The 22,571-nt window shown below is 56.9% G+C and carries 12 protein-coding genes; 7 read left to right on the forward strand and 5 right to left on the reverse strand.

Going from position 1 to position 22,571, the window contains the following annotated elements; translation table 11 throughout:
• Positions 1-3: 3 nt before the first annotated feature.
• Positions 4-2,619 carry a DNA topoisomerase (ATP-hydrolyzing) subunit B gene (gene gyrB, locus ACFQ95_RS14920; protein WP_422832200.1) on the forward strand — a complete coding sequence of 872 codons (2,616 nt, stop codon included), beginning with the start codon at positions 4-6 and terminating at the stop codon, positions 2,617-2,619.
• Positions 2,620-2,872: 253 nt separating this feature from the next.
• On the forward strand, positions 2,873-4,312 hold the full coding sequence (locus ACFQ95_RS14925; RefSeq protein ID WP_422832202.1) for a hypothetical protein: 1,440 nt from the start codon (positions 2,873-2,875) through the stop codon (positions 4,310-4,312).
• 98 nt (positions 4,313-4,410) lie between these two features.
• Here the strand turns inward: ACFQ95_RS14925 and ACFQ95_RS14930 are convergent, their stop codons facing one another.
• The 5 genes from ACFQ95_RS14930 to ACFQ95_RS14950 form a co-directional block, all read right to left on the reverse strand.
• Complete coding sequence (locus ACFQ95_RS14930; protein ID WP_422832204.1) at positions 4,411-4,743, reverse strand: hypothetical protein; 333 nt, start codon at positions 4,741-4,743, stop codon at positions 4,411-4,413.
• 52 nt (positions 4,744-4,795) lie between these two features.
• On the reverse strand, positions 4,796-7,426 hold the full coding sequence (locus tag ACFQ95_RS14935; RefSeq protein WP_422832206.1) for an AAA family ATPase: 2,631 nt from the start codon (positions 7,424-7,426) through the stop codon (positions 4,796-4,798).
• 96 nt (positions 7,427-7,522) lie between these two features.
• On the reverse strand, positions 7,523-13,525 hold the full coding sequence (locus ACFQ95_RS14940) for a DUF3320 domain-containing protein (protein WP_422832208.1): 6,003 nt from the start codon (positions 13,523-13,525) through the stop codon (positions 7,523-7,525).
• Positions 13,526-13,662: 137 nt separating this feature from the next.
• Positions 13,663-14,151 (reverse strand): hypothetical protein, encoded by a 489-nt coding sequence (locus tag ACFQ95_RS14945; RefSeq protein ID WP_422832210.1) that lies wholly within the window; start codon positions 14,149-14,151, stop codon positions 13,663-13,665.
• 328 nt (positions 14,152-14,479) lie between these two features.
• Positions 14,480-15,271 carry a hypothetical protein gene (locus tag ACFQ95_RS14950; RefSeq protein WP_422832212.1) on the reverse strand — a complete coding sequence of 264 codons (792 nt, stop codon included), beginning with the start codon at positions 15,269-15,271 and terminating at the stop codon, positions 14,480-14,482.
• Between the two features lie 1,050 nt (positions 15,272-16,321).
• On the opposite strand from ACFQ95_RS14950, the gene ACFQ95_RS14955 reads away from it, so the two are divergent.
• From ACFQ95_RS14955 to ACFQ95_RS14975, 5 genes are all read left to right on the forward strand, one after another.
• A complete protein-coding gene (locus tag ACFQ95_RS14955) occupies positions 16,322-17,122 on the forward strand; it encodes a hypothetical protein (RefSeq protein ID WP_422832214.1) in 801 nt (266 codons plus the stop codon).
• Positions 17,119-19,155 (forward strand): transposase, encoded by a 2,037-nt coding sequence (locus tag ACFQ95_RS14960; RefSeq protein ID WP_422832216.1) that lies wholly within the window; start codon positions 17,119-17,121, stop codon positions 19,153-19,155. The genes ACFQ95_RS14955 and ACFQ95_RS14960 overlap by 4 nt, the downstream gene beginning before the upstream one ends.
• Before the next feature lie 23 nt (positions 19,156-19,178).
• Positions 19,179-20,144, forward strand: coding sequence for a TniB family NTP-binding protein (locus tag ACFQ95_RS14965; RefSeq protein WP_422832218.1), 966 nt, complete (start codon positions 19,179-19,181; stop codon positions 20,142-20,144).
• Positions 20,144-21,982, forward strand: coding sequence for a TniQ family protein (locus tag ACFQ95_RS14970; RefSeq protein ID WP_422832220.1), 1,839 nt, complete (start codon positions 20,144-20,146; stop codon positions 21,980-21,982). Before ACFQ95_RS14965 ends, ACFQ95_RS14970 begins: the two co-directional genes overlap by 1 nt.
• A gap of 167 nt (positions 21,983-22,149) precedes the next feature.
• Positions 22,150-22,557, forward strand: a complete 408-nt coding sequence (locus ACFQ95_RS14975; RefSeq protein WP_422832222.1) for a hypothetical protein — start codon at positions 22,150-22,152, stop codon at positions 22,555-22,557.
• The last annotated feature ends 14 nt before the right edge of the window (positions 22,558-22,571 follow it).

Raw genomic sequence — 22,571 nt, forward strand, 5'->3', positions numbered from 1 at the left:
GTTATGACCGCAGAAAACCAGCCCATTGATCCCAACGCTGAAAGCACTTCCACCGGTGCCGACAATGCGGACAGCTCCAACTACCAGCCCAAGATCGACACCAATCAAGCCGGTGCATCCGAGGCCTATGGCGAAGGCGCTATCCAGATTCTGGAAGGGCTGGAAGCCGTGCGCAAACGACCCGGCATGTACATCGGCGACACGTCCGACGGCACCGGCTTGCACCACCTGGTGTTTGAAGTGGTGGACAACTCCATCGACGAGGCACTTGCCGGCCACTGCGACGACATCCTGGTCACCATCCACTCTGACAATTCGGTCAGCGTGGTCGACAACGGGCGGGGCATTCCCACCGGCGTCAAGATGGACGACAAACACGAACCCAAGCGCAGCGCGGCAGAAATCGCTCTGACCGAATTACACGCCGGCGGCAAGTTCAACCAGAACAGCTACAAGGTTTCGGGCGGCCTGCACGGCGTGGGTGTGAGCTGCGTGAACGCGCTCTCCAAAATGCTGCGCCTGACCATCCGGCGTGACGGCAAGGTGCACGTCATGGAGTTCAGCAAAGGCTTTGTGCAGAACCGCATTACCGAAGTGGTGAACGGCGTGGAAGTCTCGCCCATGAAGATCATGGGCGACACCGAAAAGCGCGGCACCGAAGTGCACTTTCTGCCCGACACCGAGATCTTCCAGCAGAACAGCGACTTCCACTACGAGATTCTGAGCAAGCGCCTGCGCGAACTGTCCTTTCTGAACAACGGCGTGCGCATCCGCCTGAAAGACGAACGCAGCGGCAAGGAAGACGACTTCGCCGGCGCCGGTGGTGTGCAGGGCTTTGTGAACTTCATCAACAAAGGCAAAACCGTTCTGCACCCCAACGTGTTCCACGCCATGGGCGACCGCCAAAGCGACCAGGGCACGAACATCGGCGTGGAAGTGGCCATGCAGTGGAACAGCGGCTACAACGAGCAAGTGCTGTGCTTCACCAACAACATTCCGCAGCGCGACGGCGGCACCCACCTGACCGGCCTGCGCGCCGCCATGACGCGTGTGATCAACAAGTACATAGACGACAGCGAAGTCGCCAAGAAAGCCAAGGTCGAAGTCACCGGCGACGACATGCGCGAAGGCCTGACCTGTGTGCTCAGCGTGAAGGTGCCCGAGCCCAAGTTCAGCAGCCAGACCAAAGACAAACTGGTCAGCTCCGAAGTGCGCGGCCCGGTGGAAGACATCGTCAGCAAGCTGCTGTTCGACTACCTGCAGGAACGCCCGAACGACGCCAAGATCATCGTTGGCAAAATCATTGAAGCCGCGCGCGCCCGCGAAGCCGCACGCAAGGCCCGCGACATGACACGCCGCAAGGGTGTGCTGGACGGCATGGGCCTGCCCGGCAAACTGGCCGACTGCCAGGAAAAAGACCCCGCCATGTGCGAGATCTACATCGTCGAGGGTGACTCCGCCGGCGGCTCTGCCAAGCAGGGTCGCGACCGTAAGTTCCAGGCCATCCTGCCGCTGCGCGGCAAGATCTTGAACGTGGAGAAAGCGCGCTACGAAAAGCTGCTCACCAGCAACGAAATCTTGACGCTGATCACCGCTCTGGGCACCGGCATCGGCAACGCCAGCGGTGGTGATGCGAAGAACGGCGCCGACGACTTCAACGTCGCCAAGCTGCGCTACCACCGCATCATCATCATGACCGATGCGGACGTTGACGGCGCCCACATCCGCACGCTGCTGCTGACCTTCTTCTACCGCCAAATGCCCGAGCTGGTGGAACGTGGCCACATCTACATCGCCCAGCCACCACTCTACAAAGTGAAGGCCGGCAAAGAAGAGCTGTACTTGAAGGATGCCAGCGCGCTCGACGGCTTCCTGCTACGCATTGCCCTGATCAACGCCACCGTGCACACCGGCGGCAGCAGCAACACCGCCCTCACCGGCGACACATTGGCCGAGCTGGCACGCAAGCACCAAGTGGCTGAAGCCGTGATCGCCCGCCTGAGCAACTTCCTCGACGCTGAAGCACTGCGCTCCATCGCCGATGGCGTGAGCCTGAACCTGGATACCGTGCCCGATGCCGAAGCCTCCGCCGTGGCCTTGCAGGCCAGCCTGCGCGCCTTGGGCAGCGGCGCCGAAGTCAGCGGCGAATTCGATGCGCGTACCGACAAGCCTATTCTGCGCATCAGCCGCCGCCACCACGGCAACATCAAGAGCAGTGTGCTCACGCAAGATTTCGTGCACGGTGCCGATTACGCATCCTTGAGCGAGGCCGCCACCACTTTCCGCGATTTGCTGGGCGAGGGTGCACGCGTCACGCGTGGTGAAGGTGAACGCCAGAAAGAAGAACGCGTCAGCGATTTCCGCCAGGCCATGCGCTGGCTCATCACCCAAGCCGAGCAGTCCACCAGCCGCCAGCGCTACAAAGGTTTGGGCGAAATGAACCCGGCCCAACTCTGGGAAACCACCATGGACCCCACCGTGCGCCGCCTGCTGCGCGTACAGATCGACGACGCCATCGAAGCCGACCGTGTGTTCACCATGCTCATGGGTGATGACGTAGAGCCACGCAGAGACTTCATCGAAACCAACGCCTTGCGCGCGGACAATATCGACGTTTGATTTTGTTGTAGCTAGACGCATAAGCTGAGAATTTGAGAGCCATAAGTTGAGAAACTTATGGCTCTTTTGCTTTGGATAGCCAGAAGCAAAACTGTATTTCTTCAGTCATTTACCTGCGACGCAGGCAGCCACTCCGCCTAAATAACTGCGGTTCAGGGCATTGGCTAGACTTCGGCAATCGGCCAAGTGCCGGCTTTCAGCTAGAAAGCCTAGTTGGTAATGGTCGTACTCTTGGTCCAAGAATAGGAACAACATGTACCTAGAAGACACATCGTTTGATGCCGTCATCACCGACAAAAACGGACTGACCCTCGAAGTCGACTGTCGTGTATCAGAGCCCGCTGCCAGTGGTTTGCCGGCGTCGATTTCAATCGAGATTCCGCTGAGGGACAAGGAGCAAGGGGCGCTGCAGAACCCCTGCGCGCTTCGCGGCACGGGCAGTGGCTTCGAGATTGAAATTAAGGAGCTTTGGTACCGCTCAATTCCCGTTGGCGGAACAAGCAGAAAGCACGCACGGGGGACGTTCGACATCAATCATGCGGGACATCTCTGGGTAAGTCAGAGTCACTGGCGAAGCGAACGGGCTCGGCTCCGATTTCTGCTCTCGCCGGTGCGATTCTTCAAGAAGCACAGCAGCGCAGCGATGGTCAACTACGCCGCGACACCGAACATGACGGTGGAGCTTTTTAAGCTGCAAACTGTGGAGCTTGGCGAGATTCGCTTCATCAAGTATTGGTCTGTTCATCACGTTGACCACAAAGGGGTCGCTGCGGAAATTCGCGCCAGCTTTGCCGCTGAAGTTTCGTGCGACGAGTTGACTGAGACTCCCGTTGAGCAATTGGTCGAGAAGATGAAATCAGTGCTGATTCCCCTTTCATTACTGACGAGGCAAGCCATAACGCTGCATGGTTGGCTGTGGGAGAAACGGGAAGGCGTTGAGGCTATGTGGTTTGTTCCGCTGGACCCCAACCTCGCCCCAGACATGGCGGAAGAGCCAGTTGAGGACGTCTGCTTCCCAAGGGAATTTGATGCACATGCGCAGGCCCTCGTCGATAAGTTTCTCCGGGCACTACCAGAAACGCAGGAAGCCATTACGTTGATATCCGTCGCGTTGGCACCGCATGTCAAAAGGTCAACTGCTGGTAATTTCTCCGCTTTGTTCAGCGCCTTGGAGCAGGTCATCGCACTTGATAGGCTAACAAAGGAAGAGCGGAAGAGGCTTCGTGAGTCAGATGCAGAGGTGATTGCCGGACTACTTGATTTGAAGAGCCGCGTGGAGGCGACTTCGAGTCCAAATGCGGTGAGCGTGGCAGCCCGAATTGAGGGATTTGCAAAATCAGTGGAAGGAAGCGGCCCGAGCTTCAACGTCCGATTTGAAAAGTTCCAAGCCGCCCATCCAAAGCTGGCCGGCTATATGTCCGACCTGTGGCCGCTGCGGGGCACGGCGAAACTACCTGGGCTAAAGCAGATACGAGATTCGATTGCACATGGCCTCCGGCAGGAATACAGCATGCACGCGATTGCCGTAGCCCACTGGCACTTCGCTCGGCTCGCGGAACGTCTGGCGTTCGTCGTTCTTGACCTTGATGTGCCTCGCGGCCTTCGTTTAGGCTCTCATCTGTTGAGGCGTGAGCAGTGGTATGACCGCTCTGAGTGGGAAGCCGTACGGGCAGCGGCCAAGCGTAAGTCCTAGAGAAGGGCCCTTTTTGCTGTTAGCCGGATTAACCAGCTTAGGTGGTAGGGTTGGCAGAAAAACGGCGCATCCCAACGAGGCTTTTACCGCCGAGCGAGTTACTTTGGCGGTTCCTCTGGGAGGTCGGGGTCCAGGCCAAAGATGTCACACAGATTACGGTAGGCCTCGGGCGAAAGCTCCTCGTCAACCGAACTCACGACCGGGATGGTAGTACGGAGTGCCCTGCAGTGTTCAAGCAGACTCTGCGTTTCGGCTCGCTTGTGGATTTTCCCGGCCTGCGCTGCGTCCAAGCGTTGCTCAGCATGCGCGATGAAATCGTCCAACGTCTCAGCCAAATTGCGTAGGCGCGTCTGATATTTGCGCCGAATCGACCCCTTCGGGTCCTTGATTTCGGCTTTGCCTTGAAGGCTATTAAAAAAGTCGTCGGTCATTTTTTCTCCGGGTTGTATCGGGCGATGTAGCTGTGCGCGGAATGGTCGGGCATCAGTTCAACGACACCCCCATCGCTTGTCTCCGCGCTTCGGCAGCCTTATTGGAATTTGAGATGGCTGTGAGAGCAACTTCGAGCTTCACAACATCTGCTAGAAATTCATGATGCTCAGGCAATGGTGGAGGCGCTTCGGCTCCCCCCTCATGGGCGAAATAAGACGTTCTGGTGACGTTGTCGTAGACGGACTTCACATGGTCGTCCTCAACGCTAACTGACCGCAACTTTAGGGTGCTGATGGGTCGGTGGAATCTCCGCACCGTCCCATTAAACATCTGCTCCTCAACCAGCAGCTCCCACGAGTCCCGCAGGCGCCGATAGCCGTCGCGTATAAGCAGGTTGTAGGCGTCAATGTCCTGTGCTTCCTCGATAGCGGCTTTGGCTTTGCCGTGGAGCTCCTTCAAAAGATTCACCCGCTTCCTCACGTTTTGCCCCTCGAAAGGAAGCTCTTCCTTGCAGTGGCCTTTACTTTTTCCGGCTGAAAAGACGTGCCGCATGGTCGCCGAATGCCCGGAAGCCTTTGCGCTTTCCTTCAGCTCCCAAGCAAATGCCAAGTCGTGGGTAAAGACGATGACCTGACGGTGTTTGGCCTCTTCGGCCAACCGCTTGGCAATGCGCTCTCGTCGCATTTGGTCAAGAGAGTTCACGGGGTCATCGAAAACGATGCCAGACTTGGCGGGCTCAAGACTTACTTCAGCCAAGAAGGATGCGATTGCGATAGCCCGTTGCTCGCCTTCACTTAGGACACCAGAAAGCTTCACTTTGGGTCCTAAGAGCGCACCTGCAAGCTTCAATTGCTGGCGACGCGCGCCCTTCTGACCGGTCAGGTCAAGGGAAACATCAATGCCGACGACATTCAAGGCCTTCAGCTCCCGAGAAAGCGCTTCTTGAAGCTCCTTCGTAATTGCTTTTTGGTAGAGTTCCCCGCTTTTCTGGGTCAGCGCGTTGGTGCGACAGCATTTGAGCGCGTCCACATACAAGGCGTCCACCTGAGCAGCCTTGATGCATGCCAGAACGACGTCTCTATGGTCGGCAAGCTTGGTGCGGTCCTGAAGCTCTGCCAGTCGCTTTTGCTTCGCTTGGCGCACCTCAGGTGTGAGCCCAGCCTCAATCTTGGCGGCCTGCTCCAGCAGTCCATTGATGAAAGCTCTCAAAGATTCTTCGGGGCCCTTCTGAAGTGGCTCGAACTCTGGGAGAACTTGGGTTACGGCGATTTGGAGCAACCCTGCGTGCCGCGCCTTCAAGGTCGCAACTCGCTCAGCAATTCCCGCATTTAAGGGCTCCGAGCGCTCCTTGATTTCGTCGAGGATAGTAGGGTCAGTGGGGAACGCGTCGACCGGCGCTTTTTTCATTGGCGAATAGAGCTCCTTGTAGGCAAGCCTCGCCCCGTCGAGACGACGCTGAGCATCCGATTGCAAGAACTCCCAGAATCGGTTTAAGCGCTCGCGAGCGGGGCCGCCGAGCGGCTGTTGGCACAAGACACAATTTGCGTCGTGAGGGCCCGGAAACTCCGACTGCGGATAGGCTTGGGATGCAAATTCCACAGCACTGCGCATAAGGATGACCCAGGGTTCAGTTCCTGTACCTGGCAGCGCTCCGTCCTTCATGGCCGCGGAGGCCATTTCCACGGCTTTGGCCAACCCTTTGAGCTCGTCGAACAGCCGTTGTAGGTCCGTCACTCGGTCATCCTGAAGCGGCTCAGTCAACTTTTCAAGCTCCTGCTCCAAGCCCCTGCAGCGCTGAGCCAGTCTACGAAGTTCCTGCACAGTCTTTTGCCTGTCGCCATCGGCTAGTAGCTTGACTAGGTCTTGAATCTCTTGCTGTTCCTCCACTGTCAAAGAGGCAAGTGCGTCGACCGTCTTCGGGTCAGTGCGGGAAGAGATGGATGTAACGAAGCGACCAACATCTGTGTTGCTGCCAACGAAAGGCCCGAGCAATGAACGGTCGAACGCATGACTTTGACGCTCCTTCTCAAGATGACGCTGAGCCCACTCCATGCAGTGTGAGAGTTCACGAAGGATGTCCATGCCGTAGGGCACAAAGGAAACGTCTGCTTGCTCGTCCACAAAGACTCGAGCGCAGTGAGCGTCGAAAATTGCGACCCGCGAGAGGTCAGCCGGTGACGCGGAGCCATCGACCCACTTTTGGTTCCCAGGTTTTCCGGATGACAGCCATTCAAAGGTCGCTTCAACCGGCCCAGTTGCCTGCGCCTCCTTAAACACATTCGGCAGGATAGATTCGGTGTATCTGGCACGGCAGGCCTTCTTAAGCGCTCGCGCATACCCAGACTTGCCGGACCCGTTGTACCCGTAAACCACCGTCAGGCCTTCAGACGCAAAGGTGATGCCGTCATCAAACCCGATGGCGTTAATGTTGCGCGGCTGACGCAAGCCAGTCAAACTCACATTCACCCCGGGAGCCGCGGCTACGGGCAGGTCGTCTAGCTTTATTCGGATTGGTCGCTTTTCGAGTTCGCCGCCCAAGCCGGCGTAAACCTTCATTAGCTCAGCAATCTCAAGGTGGTCGGCTTCCGAGAGCGTCCCCTTCTCCACGATAAGTCGAACAGCGTGTGACATCCACCCGTATTGCGCGTCGGCCCACTCCGCAATCTCCTTGACCAAAGACATCCGGACTCCTCCATGTTGCTTTACACCGGAGCATATAAGTGCAAACGCAATTCGAAAACAAGGAACACGAAGCCGTTCATTACGCTCACATCGCTTTCACTGTGGAATACGTATTGCCTGGTCGGATTCCAGTACAGCTTCGGCTTCAACTAAGGCATCTACAGCTAGGCCAACCCGCGCTTCTGCGTCAGCAGTAGTTCGTGTCATACCGACCAAGCGGCAAACTGAACGCGCCACATCCTGTCGCGGCGAGCCGCCTGCCTGTTGGAGGACGTGTTTGACTAGCGCCCCAATTTCTTGGAGGCAAATGTCGTTTACGTGGCGACGGGACTCATCAGTGCTTCCCGCTATCCGGAAAATCGACCAAGCATCAGGTTCAGAGCCTGCCGGCCAATAAAAAACCGTCCCGTCTTCTGTCGTGCGAACCAGCGAGCCAGAGATAAGTCGTTTCAGGCGTTCTGTGATTCTTGAGCCAGTGCGCTCCAATCCCCAAGCACGAGCGACCTTTTTGAACAGTAAGGCTTCTGCGATAGGGCCTTCAGTGTCCACAATAAGTTGCAAGTGATGGGCCAATTCTGCTGACGCAGAGTGCTCGTAAAACTTGATTGGGTCCCCGGCGGAAATGCTCGCTTGGGCATACACAGGGGGCGAGAACAATTCGACAGTGGCAGCCGCTGCAATCGGCGCTTCGGTCATTGGCGGCTCATGGAAGTCTATTGGGGTAGCCTTTTCGTCCACAGGCGACTCCTGGTCGGCGGCTGCCAATGGTTCGTCCCGCTCCTCTTCCGAAGCCTCCAACAAGGACTGCAATATCTGTGTGACTTTATGGAGCTCTCGCTCTGGGTCGAGCCACCAGTCGGTCGACCAAATTCGGTGTATCCGCCAACCCAAACTCTCGAGTACGTGTTGTCGAAGGCGGTCACGGTCGCGCGCCGTTGCACCGGAGTGGTACGCGCGTCCATCACACTCTATTCCGACCAGATAGCGCCCTGGTGCACGTGGGTCTACGACAGCCAAGTCAATACGATAGCCTGAGCACCCAACCTGGGGGTGCACAACCCAACCTGCGTTACGGAGCAACTTGATGACTGCCGTTTCGAATGGACTGTCCGGGTCAAGCCCCGTTACTGTGCTCTGGGCTGCGAGTGCACGTGCCCCTCGGATGGCGAACTCAAGGTAGTGTTTTAAGTCACGAACGCCGGCCGCCCGAACGCGAGCCAAGTCAATTTGTTCCGGCAGCAATGTGCTGTAGATGACAACAGCCTCCCGGGCTCGGGAGATGGCCACATTCAGCCGACGATGGCCCCCCTCACCATTTAGGGGGCCAAAGTTCATGGTGATTTTTCCGCTGGAATCGGGGCCGTAGGTAATGGAGAAAAAGATGACGTCACGCTCGTCCCCTTGAACGTTCTCCAGATTCTTGATGAACAACGCCTCATTTGCTCGCCCTGCGATGGCTCGGTCGAGCGCCGTATTTGTGCGCCGACGTTCCTCAAGCAACGTCTCGATGAGAACTTGCTGCGTCTGGTTGAAGGTCACCACACCCAACGTCAGGTGGGTTTTCCGCGGGTTCAGGTAATGTTCTTCAATACCCGCCACGATGGCCTCTGCTTCGGCACGGTTCGTTCTGGTCGCACCGCGGTCGTACACGCCGTGAACTCTCTCGAAGCGGACTGCAATATCGTCTGTGACCGGGGAAGGGAATGTCACCAACTCCGAGTCGTAATAGGTGACGTTGCTAAACGTGATGAGGCTCTCGTGTCGGCTACGGTAGTGCCATTGCAGGCTCAGTCGGTTCATGCCTGCGCCAAGGCACTCGTCAAGAATGCTTTCCAGGTCCTCGACCTGTTCCTCGCCAGTGGAGGCTTCGTCAGGGTCTGTGGATTTGTTGAAGAAATTCGTCGGTGGGAGCTGTTTCGGGTCACCAACCACGGCCAACTGCTTTCCACGGGCGATGACGCCTACGGCATCCCACACCGAGATTTGTGACGCTTCGTCAAAGACCACGAGGTCGAACTGCGAATACCCGGCGTCGAGGTATTGTGAAACCGACAGCGGCGACATCAGGAGACAGGGCTTCAGCTTTGGTAAAAGCGTTGGGAGTGTGCGAACAAGCTGGCGAACGGGGATATGCCCTCGCTGCTTCTGGAGTTCTCGCCGCAGTCGTCCCAACTCGCTCTCGGCACCGACCACCGCACCTGAGGGCGCAGGAATACGCCCGGAAAGCATGGCCGCGATGTATTTTTCTGTCAGCTTCTGGAACTTACTGTCGGCCTGCCGGAACTCGCGGATTTTCTGCTCATGCACTGCACTGGAAAACGACCGCAGGATGGGGTCGTCGCCCATGGTCCGTTTGAGCCACCAGCTTTGGTAGCTAAACTCGAAGTGGTTGGCAACATCACTAAGAGGAATGGCCCCCTCTTCGAGGTTTGCAATCAAGCCTTGCAGCCCGTGAGCAATCGCCGAATCGCGTGCTCCGCGCCATAAGCACCAGGGCTGCAGATAACGTTTTGAGGACTTCCAACCCTCGACGATGCTTTGGATACGTTCCAGGGCACCGTCAGCATTGTCGGCGCCTTGGAGTGGCTCGTTCGCCTTCGCCAGTGTGACCAACGCCTCAAGCTTTTGCCGGAACAACCGCCAGGCGTCACGGTATTCCAAGAGGGCTCGGCCTGCCGTCCCCCCCGGAGACAGCAAGGCGCGATTCTCAGCCACGAGCGGCTGGAGCGTTTGTCGCAAGGTTATCGCTTGTTGCGGGTCACCCGCCAGCCGAACGACCGCGTCTGCGAAGCGCTTGGCCCAGGCCTCATGGTCACCGATGGCGACCCACTCTGTTTCCAATCCAGCGTACGCGTCCCCAAGCAAGACTTCTGCGTCGGCTTGCATGGATTTCAGAACAACATCTTCCTCGTTGACGTCGACCAATGCGCTCAATGCAGTTTTGACCTGCTCAGGCGAGGGTCGTTTGCCGTCTACGCGGTAGTTTTGCAAATTGGACGTCACTGAGCGCATGGCCAAAGCCGATTTAGGCCACCAAGCGGCTGTGGCGCGCGACCATTCCCTCAGCAAGGCCGCTCCATCCAATTTCGCGAGTTGAGGCGTCCATCCTGAGCCGACGCGGTCCCAGTGACTAGCGCGCGCCAGTCCATGTTTGGCAAGGCTTTGAACCCGGCTGCGTGCCGTCGGGTCGTGAGCCTGCTGCGCTAGGCCCGCAGGGACCTTCGGCGCGGCGAGCAGAATGTCTGCGAGGACGTCCAGACTTGTATAGGCATCAATGCAGAGGCCATTGCCGGGACGCTCAATCAATTTGCCGACCGTGGATGCTTTTTCTCGCAATGTTGTCGCGGCAGCGTCCACAGACTGGCAGGCATCCATCAACTCGTCAGCCCAGGTCGGTGTCCAGTCGGTTTTGCCAACCAACGTCAGAGGATGAGCATCCAAGGAGGTCAGGGCGCCTGCAAGGGCTTCAATGCGTCGCGCCGTCTCTCTGAGCTTGTCCAAATCCTCCCGCGAATGCGCCAGTGCGTCGGTCCACGGCATGACTGCAGCGGGGGCGCCGATGTGACCGATGCAGGTCCCCGTGGCTTCGAAAACAGTTAACCCGTTGGGATACTCGCGGTGCAGTGAGTCGACCAAGCCATTCAACTCTTGACGCAGTTGAGCCAACCGCTCGGCTTCGCGCCCCCAATCGTCGGCGGTGCGCTGACCGCCGACGTCCAGAGATGTGCCCAGTTGCTGGAGCACCTCGGTTTTTTTGGACTTGGAAGAGTGCAGCTCCAAGCAGAAAGGGCCCAAACCAATGTCGTTCAGACGTCGGTGTACAACGGACAGCGCGGCCATTTTTTCCGACACAAAGAGTACCGTCTTACCCTTCCCAAGGCAGTGAGCAATAAGGTTGGTGATGGTCTGGCTCTTGCCGGTGCCTGGCGGCCCTTCAAGAACAAGGTCTCTACCAGCGTCGATAGCGCAGATGGCTTTCAACTGAGAGGAGTCAGAGAGCAGCGGCGCCAGAATGTCCTGGGGACGATGCGTCTGGTCCATGCGTTCGAACTCGCCTTCGACCTTCTCATTCGCGAAGGCCTGGCCTGCGTTTTCAATCAAATGCTTGACGACACGGTTGGTCTTCAATTGCTCGGTTCGGTCTTGCAGGTCCTTCCACATTAGATACTTGGTGAAGGAGAAGATGCCTAGATGGGCTTGCTCCAAAACCTCCCACTTCGGAATCTCCGCCACGGCAAGACGGAACGCCTGAAGCACCTTGGCGACGTCAACGCCCTTCTCGTCCACAGGAAGAGTGTCAAGGCCCGGAATTCGCAGCTCGAAATTGTTCTTGAGCAACTGCAACAACGTGGGATTGATGATGGCTTCGTCGTCATGGCGCGCGAGCCTGAAGCCTGCGCGGACCGATTGGCGCTGCAAAGTGACAGGAATCAGCAGGAGTGGGGCTAGATGAGCGGCCTCTGCCTTCTCCGCCTCGGTCCATCTCAGCAACCCGATTGCCAAATACAAGGTATTGGCACCACCCTCCTCCAGACCCATGCGCGCTGCCGCGTTGATAGCCAAAAGGTGACCATCCAAAGCCTCTGGCGACACACGTGCCAGAAGCTCTCGATTCCCCAGGGCGTCAGTGGCCATGTCGTCAATCGGACTACGGCCAGCACGATTGGAGTGCACCTGGGCCATGCGAGGGTCACTACCGTCCATCAAATTGGGGAGTGGCCGGATTCGAAACTCTCTTCCTTCCGAAAGAGCGTCTTCCAACTGCGCCAAACTTGGTGCCACGAATTGCAAAGTGGCCTTGGTAGGCTTGAAGTTGAGCAACTTGTTCCGAAGGGTGAGGTCCAGAAGCTTGGACTTCCACTTCGCGAGCCGGCCTTCGGGGGTGTCATCGTTTGACAGGTCAAGCGGGATAAGCGTACTGGCATCAAGTGGGGGTAAGTCCGGCGTTATCTCGATGGCTTCAGCTTGTTCTTCCTCATGTTCCGCCTCAGCACGCTTTATCCCCGTGTTGCGCGAGGGAAGCGGCTTAATTTGTACTTCGCGCGCACGTCGGATATCGACCGCGTAGCGGAAAGTGTCGTCCTCCAGCAGGTGGGCTTGCCCCTGCTCCATCGCAATACGTAGAGAGGGTCGATGGCTGTGGTGCTGAGCGACACCTGTGGTTTCGAAAACCAGGAACTCGCCGCTGTCTACGCGCTTGCGAACGGCCTGCACGTCGTCCGATAGTGGGTCGGGGAAACAAACAGCATGCAACCAGACACCGACCCAGGCATGGCCGTCCTTGATAAGGATGGCCGGGCGCAGGCCCGCTTGCTCGAAGCAAGAGGCAAAAAGCATTGCCAAATCGAGGCAAGTGGCAACCCGACTTTCCAGAATTCGGTCAGGTGTGCGTATCTTCTGTCCATCCGCACCGAACGAGGCGGGTGGCTCAGCGTATTGCAGGCCTTCGGCCGCCACGGTACTGTAGATGGCGGATATCTGCTTCCAGACCACGTCTCGACTTTTGGACTGGTAGCCGCTCATGGAGAGCTCGCTATGGCTTGACCGCAGCAGCTTGGATGCCTTGCCGACCAGAATATCGACGGCGGGGTTGTTCGGCATGCAAAAGGCCGCCAAGAGCTCAGGCAGGGCGCGGGTGCCGGCCCATTGGTCGTAAGCCAAGACCTCGATTGGCTGAGACACGTGCGAAAGCTCAGAAGACCCTGACACCGCTGAAACGGAAATACTCGCTCGCACCGTCTCTTGCAGGTCCGATAAGTAGGCGTGGTCTGGCCGCAGGTCCACGGGAGATAGCAGTCGTGTCTCGGTTGGATTTAGCCGGTCAAAACGTAGTTTGGTTCCCTCCGCAAAGCGCGGATTGCAATTGATTAGGACTTCGACGTTCTCGATGGCCTCGCTCCCCTGATTGGTCAAGCGAAGGGACCTGATGACCGGAACGGCGTTTTGGATGGAGGCATACCCCAGGGTAGGGTCGGATTCGACTTCGATGAGCAGCCCTGAAGCGCTTGACTGGAGCATGTCTGAAGCCCAAGTGCTGGGCTCTTCAGCGACTGGCTGCTGCGGGGCTAAGTCAATATCCTTGCGGTCCAAATAATCCATTGGCGTGGAACTCCCTTATGTCACATGGATTTTGAGGGAACAGTCGGCGTTCTGGGGGAAAAGGCTACCACTCGACATGAATTTTCTAAGGCTCGCCGCAAAGCACCATAAAACCGGAAGCTGCGGCGGCGTCTAAATCAAGTGTCGATGGACGGTTGAGTACTTCGACTTTCGGAAGCTTTGCGGCCATCGAAGTAGGCGTGGTAAACCTTGTAGACCGGGAAAAAGATATCTCGAATTTCTCTTCCATCGACAAGGAAGTGAGTCACGCCTAGCGAATCACCGGCCCTTCCAAATCCCGCCCTAAACCCCTGGAGAATGTTAGTCCGCGCAGTCAGGCTGTCAGATGTGTAGTGCTTCGCGCTATTACAGAGCTCACGAACAATCCTGTACTCAGGCATTTCATGCAGCCCGGCGTGTAGCTTCTCTTCCTCAGAGAGGTCTGCCTCTGGCTTGCCCTTGTATGACTCATACCCGTCAGGGCAAATCCATTCCCTTAAGTGGTACAGCGGAAAGATGACATCAAATATCCCGTCCTCTGACGGTTTGGCACAAAAGCCGTCAAGGCTACGCGCCAGCTTTTCGAATAAACGTGCGGAGGTATTAACTGAGTAGATTCCGGCCATGTCATTCTGAATGAGGAATTCGGAAACACAGCTTATACCGAGCCAGCCGCGCGAAAGGCAGTTATGGCCTATTTTCCTAAAATCGAGGCCGCTTCATTTAGTGGATGGGCCCATTGGCAAGCCAACCAGAAAGAGGAAACGGCTGGCCGCCCCATCAGTTACTGTGAGTTTGTGGAGCGCACCGTCATCGAATTCTTGCCGCATCTGCGACCACAAGACTAGAAATCGTCAATGCCGAAAAAACCTAAATCTTGGCGAATTGACTGATGACGCGCTTTCGCCGTTCAACGTAAGGTCGCATCGACCGTCAGGCACGACGAGATTTCTGTCATTTTGTAGTGGCGAGCTTCATGTTCCCGACCAACATATGGTTTTCATAGTCAGTGCCCTGGATTTCCATTCTGACAATTTCTACGTTCATTTTGGCGTCCCCATCCTTGGTAAAGATGCTGGCCTCGGGGAACCCTGAGTCCGTTCGGAGTGAAACTAGATAGAAGCCTATCTCACTCGCCCGCCCGACAAGATGCTCATTCATTAGAGCGACAATTTTGCTTTGCCAAGTGATGAGTCCTTGATAGTCAGTTTGCGTCAACTGCTTCGATGACTGAATTGACCTAATCGTTCCACGGTGAAGAGCTTCCCCGCATTCTGCATATAGTTTCTTGAACTCGGAAAATGTCAACGCATTCTCTATCGAGTTCGCGTTGATGGCCCATCCGTTAGACGTCTTTATTCTCTCGGCACTCTGAGGAAAGCAGTGGGGATGATGCCGTTCTAGCAGCCTCATTATTTTCTCTGCATTCCACTCTCTGAGGGCGGCTTGGGTTTGAAACTGTGGTAAATCGCCATGCAGTTGAAGACTGCCCAACGCAATCAATTCACAAACTTGGCGAAACTGAAGATATACATACTCCCGCGCGAATGGGAGAGGAAGACCAAGATTGCCATTGCAAGCTTGTGCGACAAGGTCAATCCGTGTCGCAAGTTCGTGCATCAATGGCAGGTATCTACCAAGAGCATCTTTTGCAGAAAAGGGCACGGCATTCACGGCCATCTGGTTAGTTCTATTTTTCATTTTTTCGATACCAGTGAATTGCTCACTCAGACGACGATTGGACATCTTAAGAGTCACTACCAACAATCATCGTTTTATAGATGACGGTTCGTTTTTCCTGAGCCAGCTCCGGCGATATTAGATTGGGTTTTTAGCGTTTTCTTGAACCAATCTCACATTTTCAGGTCACTAAGGCAATGTATACAACACAAGGGTCACCGAGAATTCCAACGAGCACTTAAATTTTGCTTAGTTCATTTATTTACTGAATATTTATAATTTCCCCAAAGTCATTACTCGAAGATACCTGGACTGAGAAGCATAAATTGAGAAATCTATCAATTCAAGTATCTTGGAAGTCGAAATCTAAATAACGAGCGCAATCAAAAATACTCTGACAAGATTTTTAATTGTTGCTCAAACAACCCATTTGACAAATTACCTGTTAATGCCTAGGGTGGCTACTCGGGTCGATGCAACATCGACTTTTGTTCGTTATTTGATACGTCAGTACTAGCCTGCGGTCACTCCGCCAGGGCCTACCCCGCCTTTTTTGAGAAGGTACGAATAGGGGCAGGCGATGAAACAGCTCTGGTTTGGCACGAATCCGCGGCGCGGCACGGTTCAGCGCCGATGCGCGTGTAGGTTTTTACTCGAGCGATACCGTCGCTGCCCTTTTAGCTCACCGACGATTGCGCAAAGAGGTCGAACGGAACCACTTGCCGTTGACCATGCAGTCAGCCTTGCGGTTTATCTGCGCCAGCGACTCTCTGCTTTAAATGATGTCAAACATGGCCGCGCGGTATTCATAGCGGCCATCGCACGACAGCGTCTCCGCCGCAATCAACACCTCTGCGAGGCGGCTCGCCCCGTCACACAACCATTGCCCTCGAGTCTGCGGGGCAGGCGCCGCCCCCCAACAGCCCCCCGGATTCATTCGCGCACTCCAACTAGACAACAGGCTTATATCGCTCCTTTCGGGCTTATACGGCTGATTGCCAAAGGTAAGCGCTACACGTCCTCAGAACGCAACTTTTATGAGGACAGCTTGCAAAAAAATAACTCAGCCCCCCATGTCGATAGCCAGCTACTTACGCTGATGTCAGGAGATGCGCGATGAGAACGCCCCCAACCTACGGCGTTCGCAGCCGCCGTAACGCGTCCGAATCGGGTATCCGGCACACGGCCCGCACTTATGGCAAAGCCCGAATCGGCACCTATGCGACCAAAGCCGGCGGCCACATCACTGTCGACTCCGATGCGGAACGCTTAGTAGCGCACATCCTCAGCATCGACCCGCGTGTACAAAGCTTCACGCCACAGCCATTTACCGTCGACTTGGTCGGTCAGCGATTGCTATTCACTCGCGAAGAAGTCGCCGAGGCGCGAAAAACGCGTGGCGAGCGCAAGGGCGACGCAGAGTACACCCCGGATTTCGCCACAGTCCAAGCCGATGGTCTGCAGTGCGCCTACGAAATCAAACTCGAGCGATACGAGGGCGATGCGGCGTACTGGGCCAAAGTCGAACGTGCCAAGCACATCATGGACGCGTACTGCTACCCCCTATTTGCAGTCGTGGTGCCTACAGATGAACGTCATCCCGTTCTGGTCAACGCCCAGCTCCTCAAGCCCGCGCTCAGCCGCACCCAGGCCGTATTGAGCCCGGACCTCATCCAAAGGGTCGAACACTATTGCGCATCGGGCACGGTACTACAGCGCGACCTCTGCACCGACCTCCACATTCCTGCGGGGCTGATTCCCCCGTTGCTGGTCACCGGTGTACTGCAAGCGGACCTGGTCCAACAGCCCATCTGCGCCAACCTGGAACTATCGGCCGCTTACGGTGACCTCCAGCATCTCTGCTTGATAGAACGACTCATCTCTGATGAGCGCTACCTTGAGGAGCCTCGGCCATGATGACGGACCTGCGCACCGGCGACAGGTTAGCGCGACCGAGCCAACCCGAGAGTTACTGGGAAGTGCTGGATGGCCGCGTTCGCGCGGGCACCATCCACGTTTTCGACGCTGGCAAACGCGAAGCCCGGTACGTCGATGACGCTCGTATTCGAGCCGGGATTTCAGACGGCAGTCTGGTTCTGCATCGAAAAGGCATGCCCCGCGTGGGCGTCTCAGCCCAATACGACGACCGGGCACTGCACGCCCGAACTCGACTGTTGCACGATGCACTACGCCGTATCGCTGCCATACAAGCGCAGCTGGACGTATCGTTTGACGCCGCCGCGACAAGGGCCCGAGACGAGTACGACAAAGAGCCGACTGACGACCACGGGGCCATCCCATTTCCATCCCGCGCCACACTGTATCGAGCGCGCGAGAAACAGCAACTTGGACTACCAATTCTCAAGGGCGACAAAAACAAAGGTAATAGCACGCCACGGTACCCGAACACACTGGTGGAATTCATCCAAGGCGTCATCAAGGACGAGTACCTGGTCACAGAGTCGAAATGGACGGCCACGGACCTGACTGCATACGTCAATCGAGAAGCGCGCCGCCGCGGCCTGCACGAGGCGCACCACAACATCAGCCGCAAATTTGTCGTCAGCGTGATTCAACACCTGACGGTCGACGCAGAGTACGACCGGATGGACCCACTCAACCGCGTCGCGGGCAAGTCGTTTGCCAAAAAGCGCATCCGAGCCGCACTCCCGTTTTCACGCATCGAGCAGGACGCGCTGCATCTGCCTTTCGTAGTGCGCACGCCGCATGGCATTGCGCGCTCTGTCTATGTGGTGTTAGCCATTGATGTGTGCACCGGCTATCCGGTCGGGTGGCGCCTGGTCCTTGGGACACCACGCGAAATGGATTCGCTGCAGTGTCTGGAAATGTATTTGACACCGGCCAAGGAAGCCCGATTCAAGGCGCTCGGCATAGCCCACGCAATGAACATTTATGGCACCCCATGGCAAGTCATCTTTGACAACGGCCCCGAGACCAAAGGCGGACGCATCGTGCGCTTGGAAGCATTGGGCATGGACGTCAAACATTGCAAGGCCAAAGAAGCGCAGGGAAAGCCTTTCATCGAGCGACTCAACAAGTCACTCAAGGACGCCTTACAGCGTCTGCCCGGCTGTACGCGGGTTGACGGCAAAGACGGACAGCGAGACCCAGAGGCTCTGGGCGACGAACTGATGCACATCGACGTGCTGGAAAAGTGGATTGTCCGCTGGCTCTATGAGACCTGGGCCAACACGCCGCTGGCGCGTTTGCGCTGGGACGAGCTATTGGTCGACACCGTCAAAGGCAAAACGCCACTGGAACGCTTGCAGCATTTGACCGAGGAGATGGGGCACCCCATCACCTTGCCACCAGCCCGCCGAGAGTGGATGGCTACGCTTTTCGAGCACAAGCCCTGCAAGCTAAGCGCCAAAACCGGCATCACGGTGGAGCATGGCTTTCGTTACAAAGGAGACGCCATCTCCTACCTGCTAAGCAAGTACGGTGACCACGCGCAATTGCATGTGGTCTACAACCCCGACGATTTCCGTCAAGTCTACGTGTATGAGTCTGATGACTTGCCACTGGTCACGCTGACCCACGAGCACGTCCGAGCCGACTCGCCGGCATGGACTTTTACTGAGGCCAAAGCCCGATTCGACGCAGGCCTGAAGGATTGGGAACAGCCTGCCGAAATGACAAGATTTACGGACGACCTGGACGAAGCCGTGACCGCCAAGTCCCGCAAACCGAAGCAAAAAGCCAAATCGCGTGGAAAGCGGGAAGAGGACCAGGCGACGGTGCGCCGCGCCAAGGACCACGCAGCGGTGTCGCGAACCTTTGCACGACCGCTGTCGACTGAAGCACCGCTTGGACCGACTCCCACGAGCCTTCCGTCCCCAGCCACCCAAGAACTTCAACCGGCGGTCGTCTACGACGACGCGCCACAAATGACCATCGTCAACCGAGCCACGGGAGAAAAACTGCTATGACCCCTATCCAACCAATCCCAAACTTGTGGCGTGACATCGAAAGCTGCGAACTGCCTCACCCGATGTTCATGAAACACGCCCAGGCACTTCAACAATACGTCGAGGATGCTCTCGCTGGTTGTGAGCCGAAGGTCACCCGCGTGCCTGGCCCGAGTGGGGTCGGCAAGTCGTCTTTGATTGCGACACTCGCGCGTGCCTATCCGATGACCCGTGTCAACGGACGTTTACAAGCCCCCGTCCTGATTGTCAGGGTCCCGTCGTTGGCAACAGAGAAACAACTTCCGGCCTGCGTCCTGGAGTCCCTCGGTCTGACGGTGCCTGGCTCGCAGACAGGTCGAGCGTTGCTCACGATGATGCTGGAGCAGCTGAAGCTGGCGGGCACGCGGATGGTGATTTTTGATGAAATCTCTCATCTGGTCGACGAAGGCTCGCGCGTTCCGCCGCGCGCCGCCAGCGACTGGCTCAAGTCTTTGCTTGACCGCGCCAGGGTCGCCTTGATGATGTGTGGTATTCCGCGATTGGAACGGTTGTTTTCCTCGAACGAGCAATTGAGACGCCGCTCTCGTCCAAAGCGAGAATTCTTACCCTACGACGCCTGCGACGCCGAGCAAATGAAGGCCTACATCGCATGCGTCACGAGTTACGCGCGCATGTTCTCAGCCGCCGGCTACCCCATTTCCGTGCCACCGCGCGTGTTGACTCAGCAGACCTACTTGCTGACCGGCGGACTTATTGGCGTGCTCTCGGATTTCATGCGTGAGCTTGCGAGGCGAGTGACCAGGGATGCGCCGCGTGCTGTCACCTATACCGACTGCCAGATGGTGCTCGAAGAAGTCAGCCATGCAGGCTCACCCCACCTTTTAGCATTCCAAGATTCTGCTGCCGAAGACATGGACGTGCCCGCGGCAGCTCTGAAACAGGCTTACGTCCACGTCCTGACCACGAACTCAACGCAGGTCCCCATGCGCAAGAAGTCGGGAGGGAAATAATGGGTCTCATCATCACGCATGCACCACACCCCGAAGAATCGGGGTTGGGCTACTACCGCCGGCTGGCGGCGGACAACGCGCTTTTTGGATGGCGCAACTTGGCCGCAACAGCGGGCGTCGAGCCCAGTCGCCGGGCCTTGCTCACACGCACAGACGACGTCGCTCGGAATCTCGGCTTGAATTCTGGGTGGACAGAATCAGCCTGCAAGCAAGACGAACTTTGCCGCAGCTGGGGGCGACTTCATCGAGCCCAATCCGATGCTGTGTGCCCAGCTTGTTTAGCGGAGTCGCCTTACTTGCGGCACCATTGGGAACACGCTTATGTCACTGCGTGCCCGACCCACCGCATCCGATTGGTCGACAGATGCAATGCATGCGAGCAAAAGCTCACACCGGCACGGCTCTATATTGGGCTATGCGCGTGCGGCCATGACTTACGAAACCTTCCTCAGACGTCAGCAACGCATGCACAGCTATGGTTATCTACGCTGCTTGGAGGTCGGGGGAGGTCGTCTAGTAACCTGAAGCCGGTGTTTGATGAAGTTGACACCCATGTACTGACGAAGGTCGTCCGAACGTTGTGCCTGCGCGGCGACCCGGCAAAGCCCGCATTGCCACGTGGCGCTTCTCACCCCAAATCGGTCGACGAAGCCATCGTGTTTCTCGCGCCCCTGGAAGCCTTGCTGAGCGACTGGCCCCGGGGGTTGCGCGAGCATGTCGAACAACGGCTCGCGGCCGGAAACAAAGAGGCCCGCACGCTGAACACGCAGTTGGGTGATTGGTACATCAGCCTACGCAAGGCTTGCCAAGGGACATCGCTCGAACCATTTCTTCAAGTCATCATCGACGTTGCCGCCGAAAAATCCGAATGCGTGCTGGGGCTGGACTCCGCCAAAGCCATGGCCGAAGATGCCACCCGGCATGTGCGGGCATCGGACGCCGCCAAGGCCATTGGCATCAGCGTGTCCCGGCTTCATGACGCGATACATCTCGGCGAATGCGCACATCGCGTTCGGCGTATGGGAACCCGTGGTCAGGTCTACGAAGTGTCGTGCGACGAAGTCAAACGCATCCAGCAACACCGCGCCCAATGGATTTCTGACAGCAAGGCCTGCGAGCTGGCGGGTATCACGCCTGCTGTACTCGAGAGAATGAAAGCGGCCGGGGTGATTTGCTCAGATATTCGCTGGCGCGAAGACCTGATGAAAGGTGGTCCAGTGGAGCAGCAATCTTTGCTGGATTTGCATGAACGTGTGGGTCAATCGGCGACTCCCGCTGCGGCAAAAGAGGGGACCACACTCACGTGGTCTGAATTTACAAGCCGGCGTCTGGGTGACAAGAGTGCCATTGCATCGTTGATGCAAGCCATCGCGTGCGGTGAAGTGACCGCGGTCACACGGGCTCGAACACTGGGTGACATGTCTTTCTTCATGTCAGATGTATCGCAGTATTTCGGGACCCCTTTACTCGAGTCAGGCATGTCGATTCAGCAACTATCCAAGGCAACCGGTTGGAAATGGGAGTCCATTTCACATTGGATGGACGAGGGCCTGCTCGCCTGCGAGTCGATTCAACTGCGTGGTCAACCCTGCCGTGTGGTCTTACCGCACCAGTTGCTGGCGTTCCGTCAGAACTACATCCCACTGGCAGACCTGGCTCGCGCCATGGACAAAAAGTCATCCACTTTGTCGCTCGCGTTGTTCAGTGTCGAGCTCTTGGGCGCGAAGCGACTACCTGACGGTGCTTTGCGCGGTGCGTTGATTCGTATCGCCGACTTGGGGCGACTCGCAGTGATTGGCGCGAAAGCCGGACATGACCTGTTTGTACCGGCAGCGTGATTGCCACGATTGCTGTCAACAGGTGACAGTCATCCGTGGCGCGCCGCAGAAATATTCCGCCAGAGGTGAGGAAATTGAGGGTCTGACAATACTGCTCGGGATACTGGACTCGACATGATGCAAAACATCTAACGCAGTAAGCTGATTTCCATTTCTAAGGACGTGTTATGGCTGACACCATTCCAGACGACTTTCCACGTGGTGGGCACGAAGGGGTTGTTCCGGGGGCAGTGCCGAAATACGTCGCCCGAGAAACCCAGCAGGGAAAATTTGTTGTCGGGCTAACGGAGGAAGAACTACAAAGCCGATACATTGACTGCTGCAGCCTCACGCGCGGGATGACAAGCTACTGCGAAAACAAGCTTCGGGAGAACCCCACATGGTCAACACAGTTCCTACTGGACCGCACCGGCTTGAAGATTGCGTCCGAAGGATGGGGGTACACAGACGACGAGATTACGTGGGTGCTCAAACGCCTTTCTGTTGCGCTAAAACTTGAGTGGGAGCCTGGTCGCTGGCGAGAGCTGGTGGTCACAGCAGCCATCAACGGCTTAGCGCATTACTCCCCCCGCTGAGCAAGATTGGATGG

Source organism: Variovorax sp. HJSM1_2 (assembly GCF_049316285.1).
In the GTDB taxonomy this organism is placed as follows: domain Bacteria; phylum Pseudomonadota; class Gammaproteobacteria; order Burkholderiales; family Burkholderiaceae_C; genus Rhodoferax_B.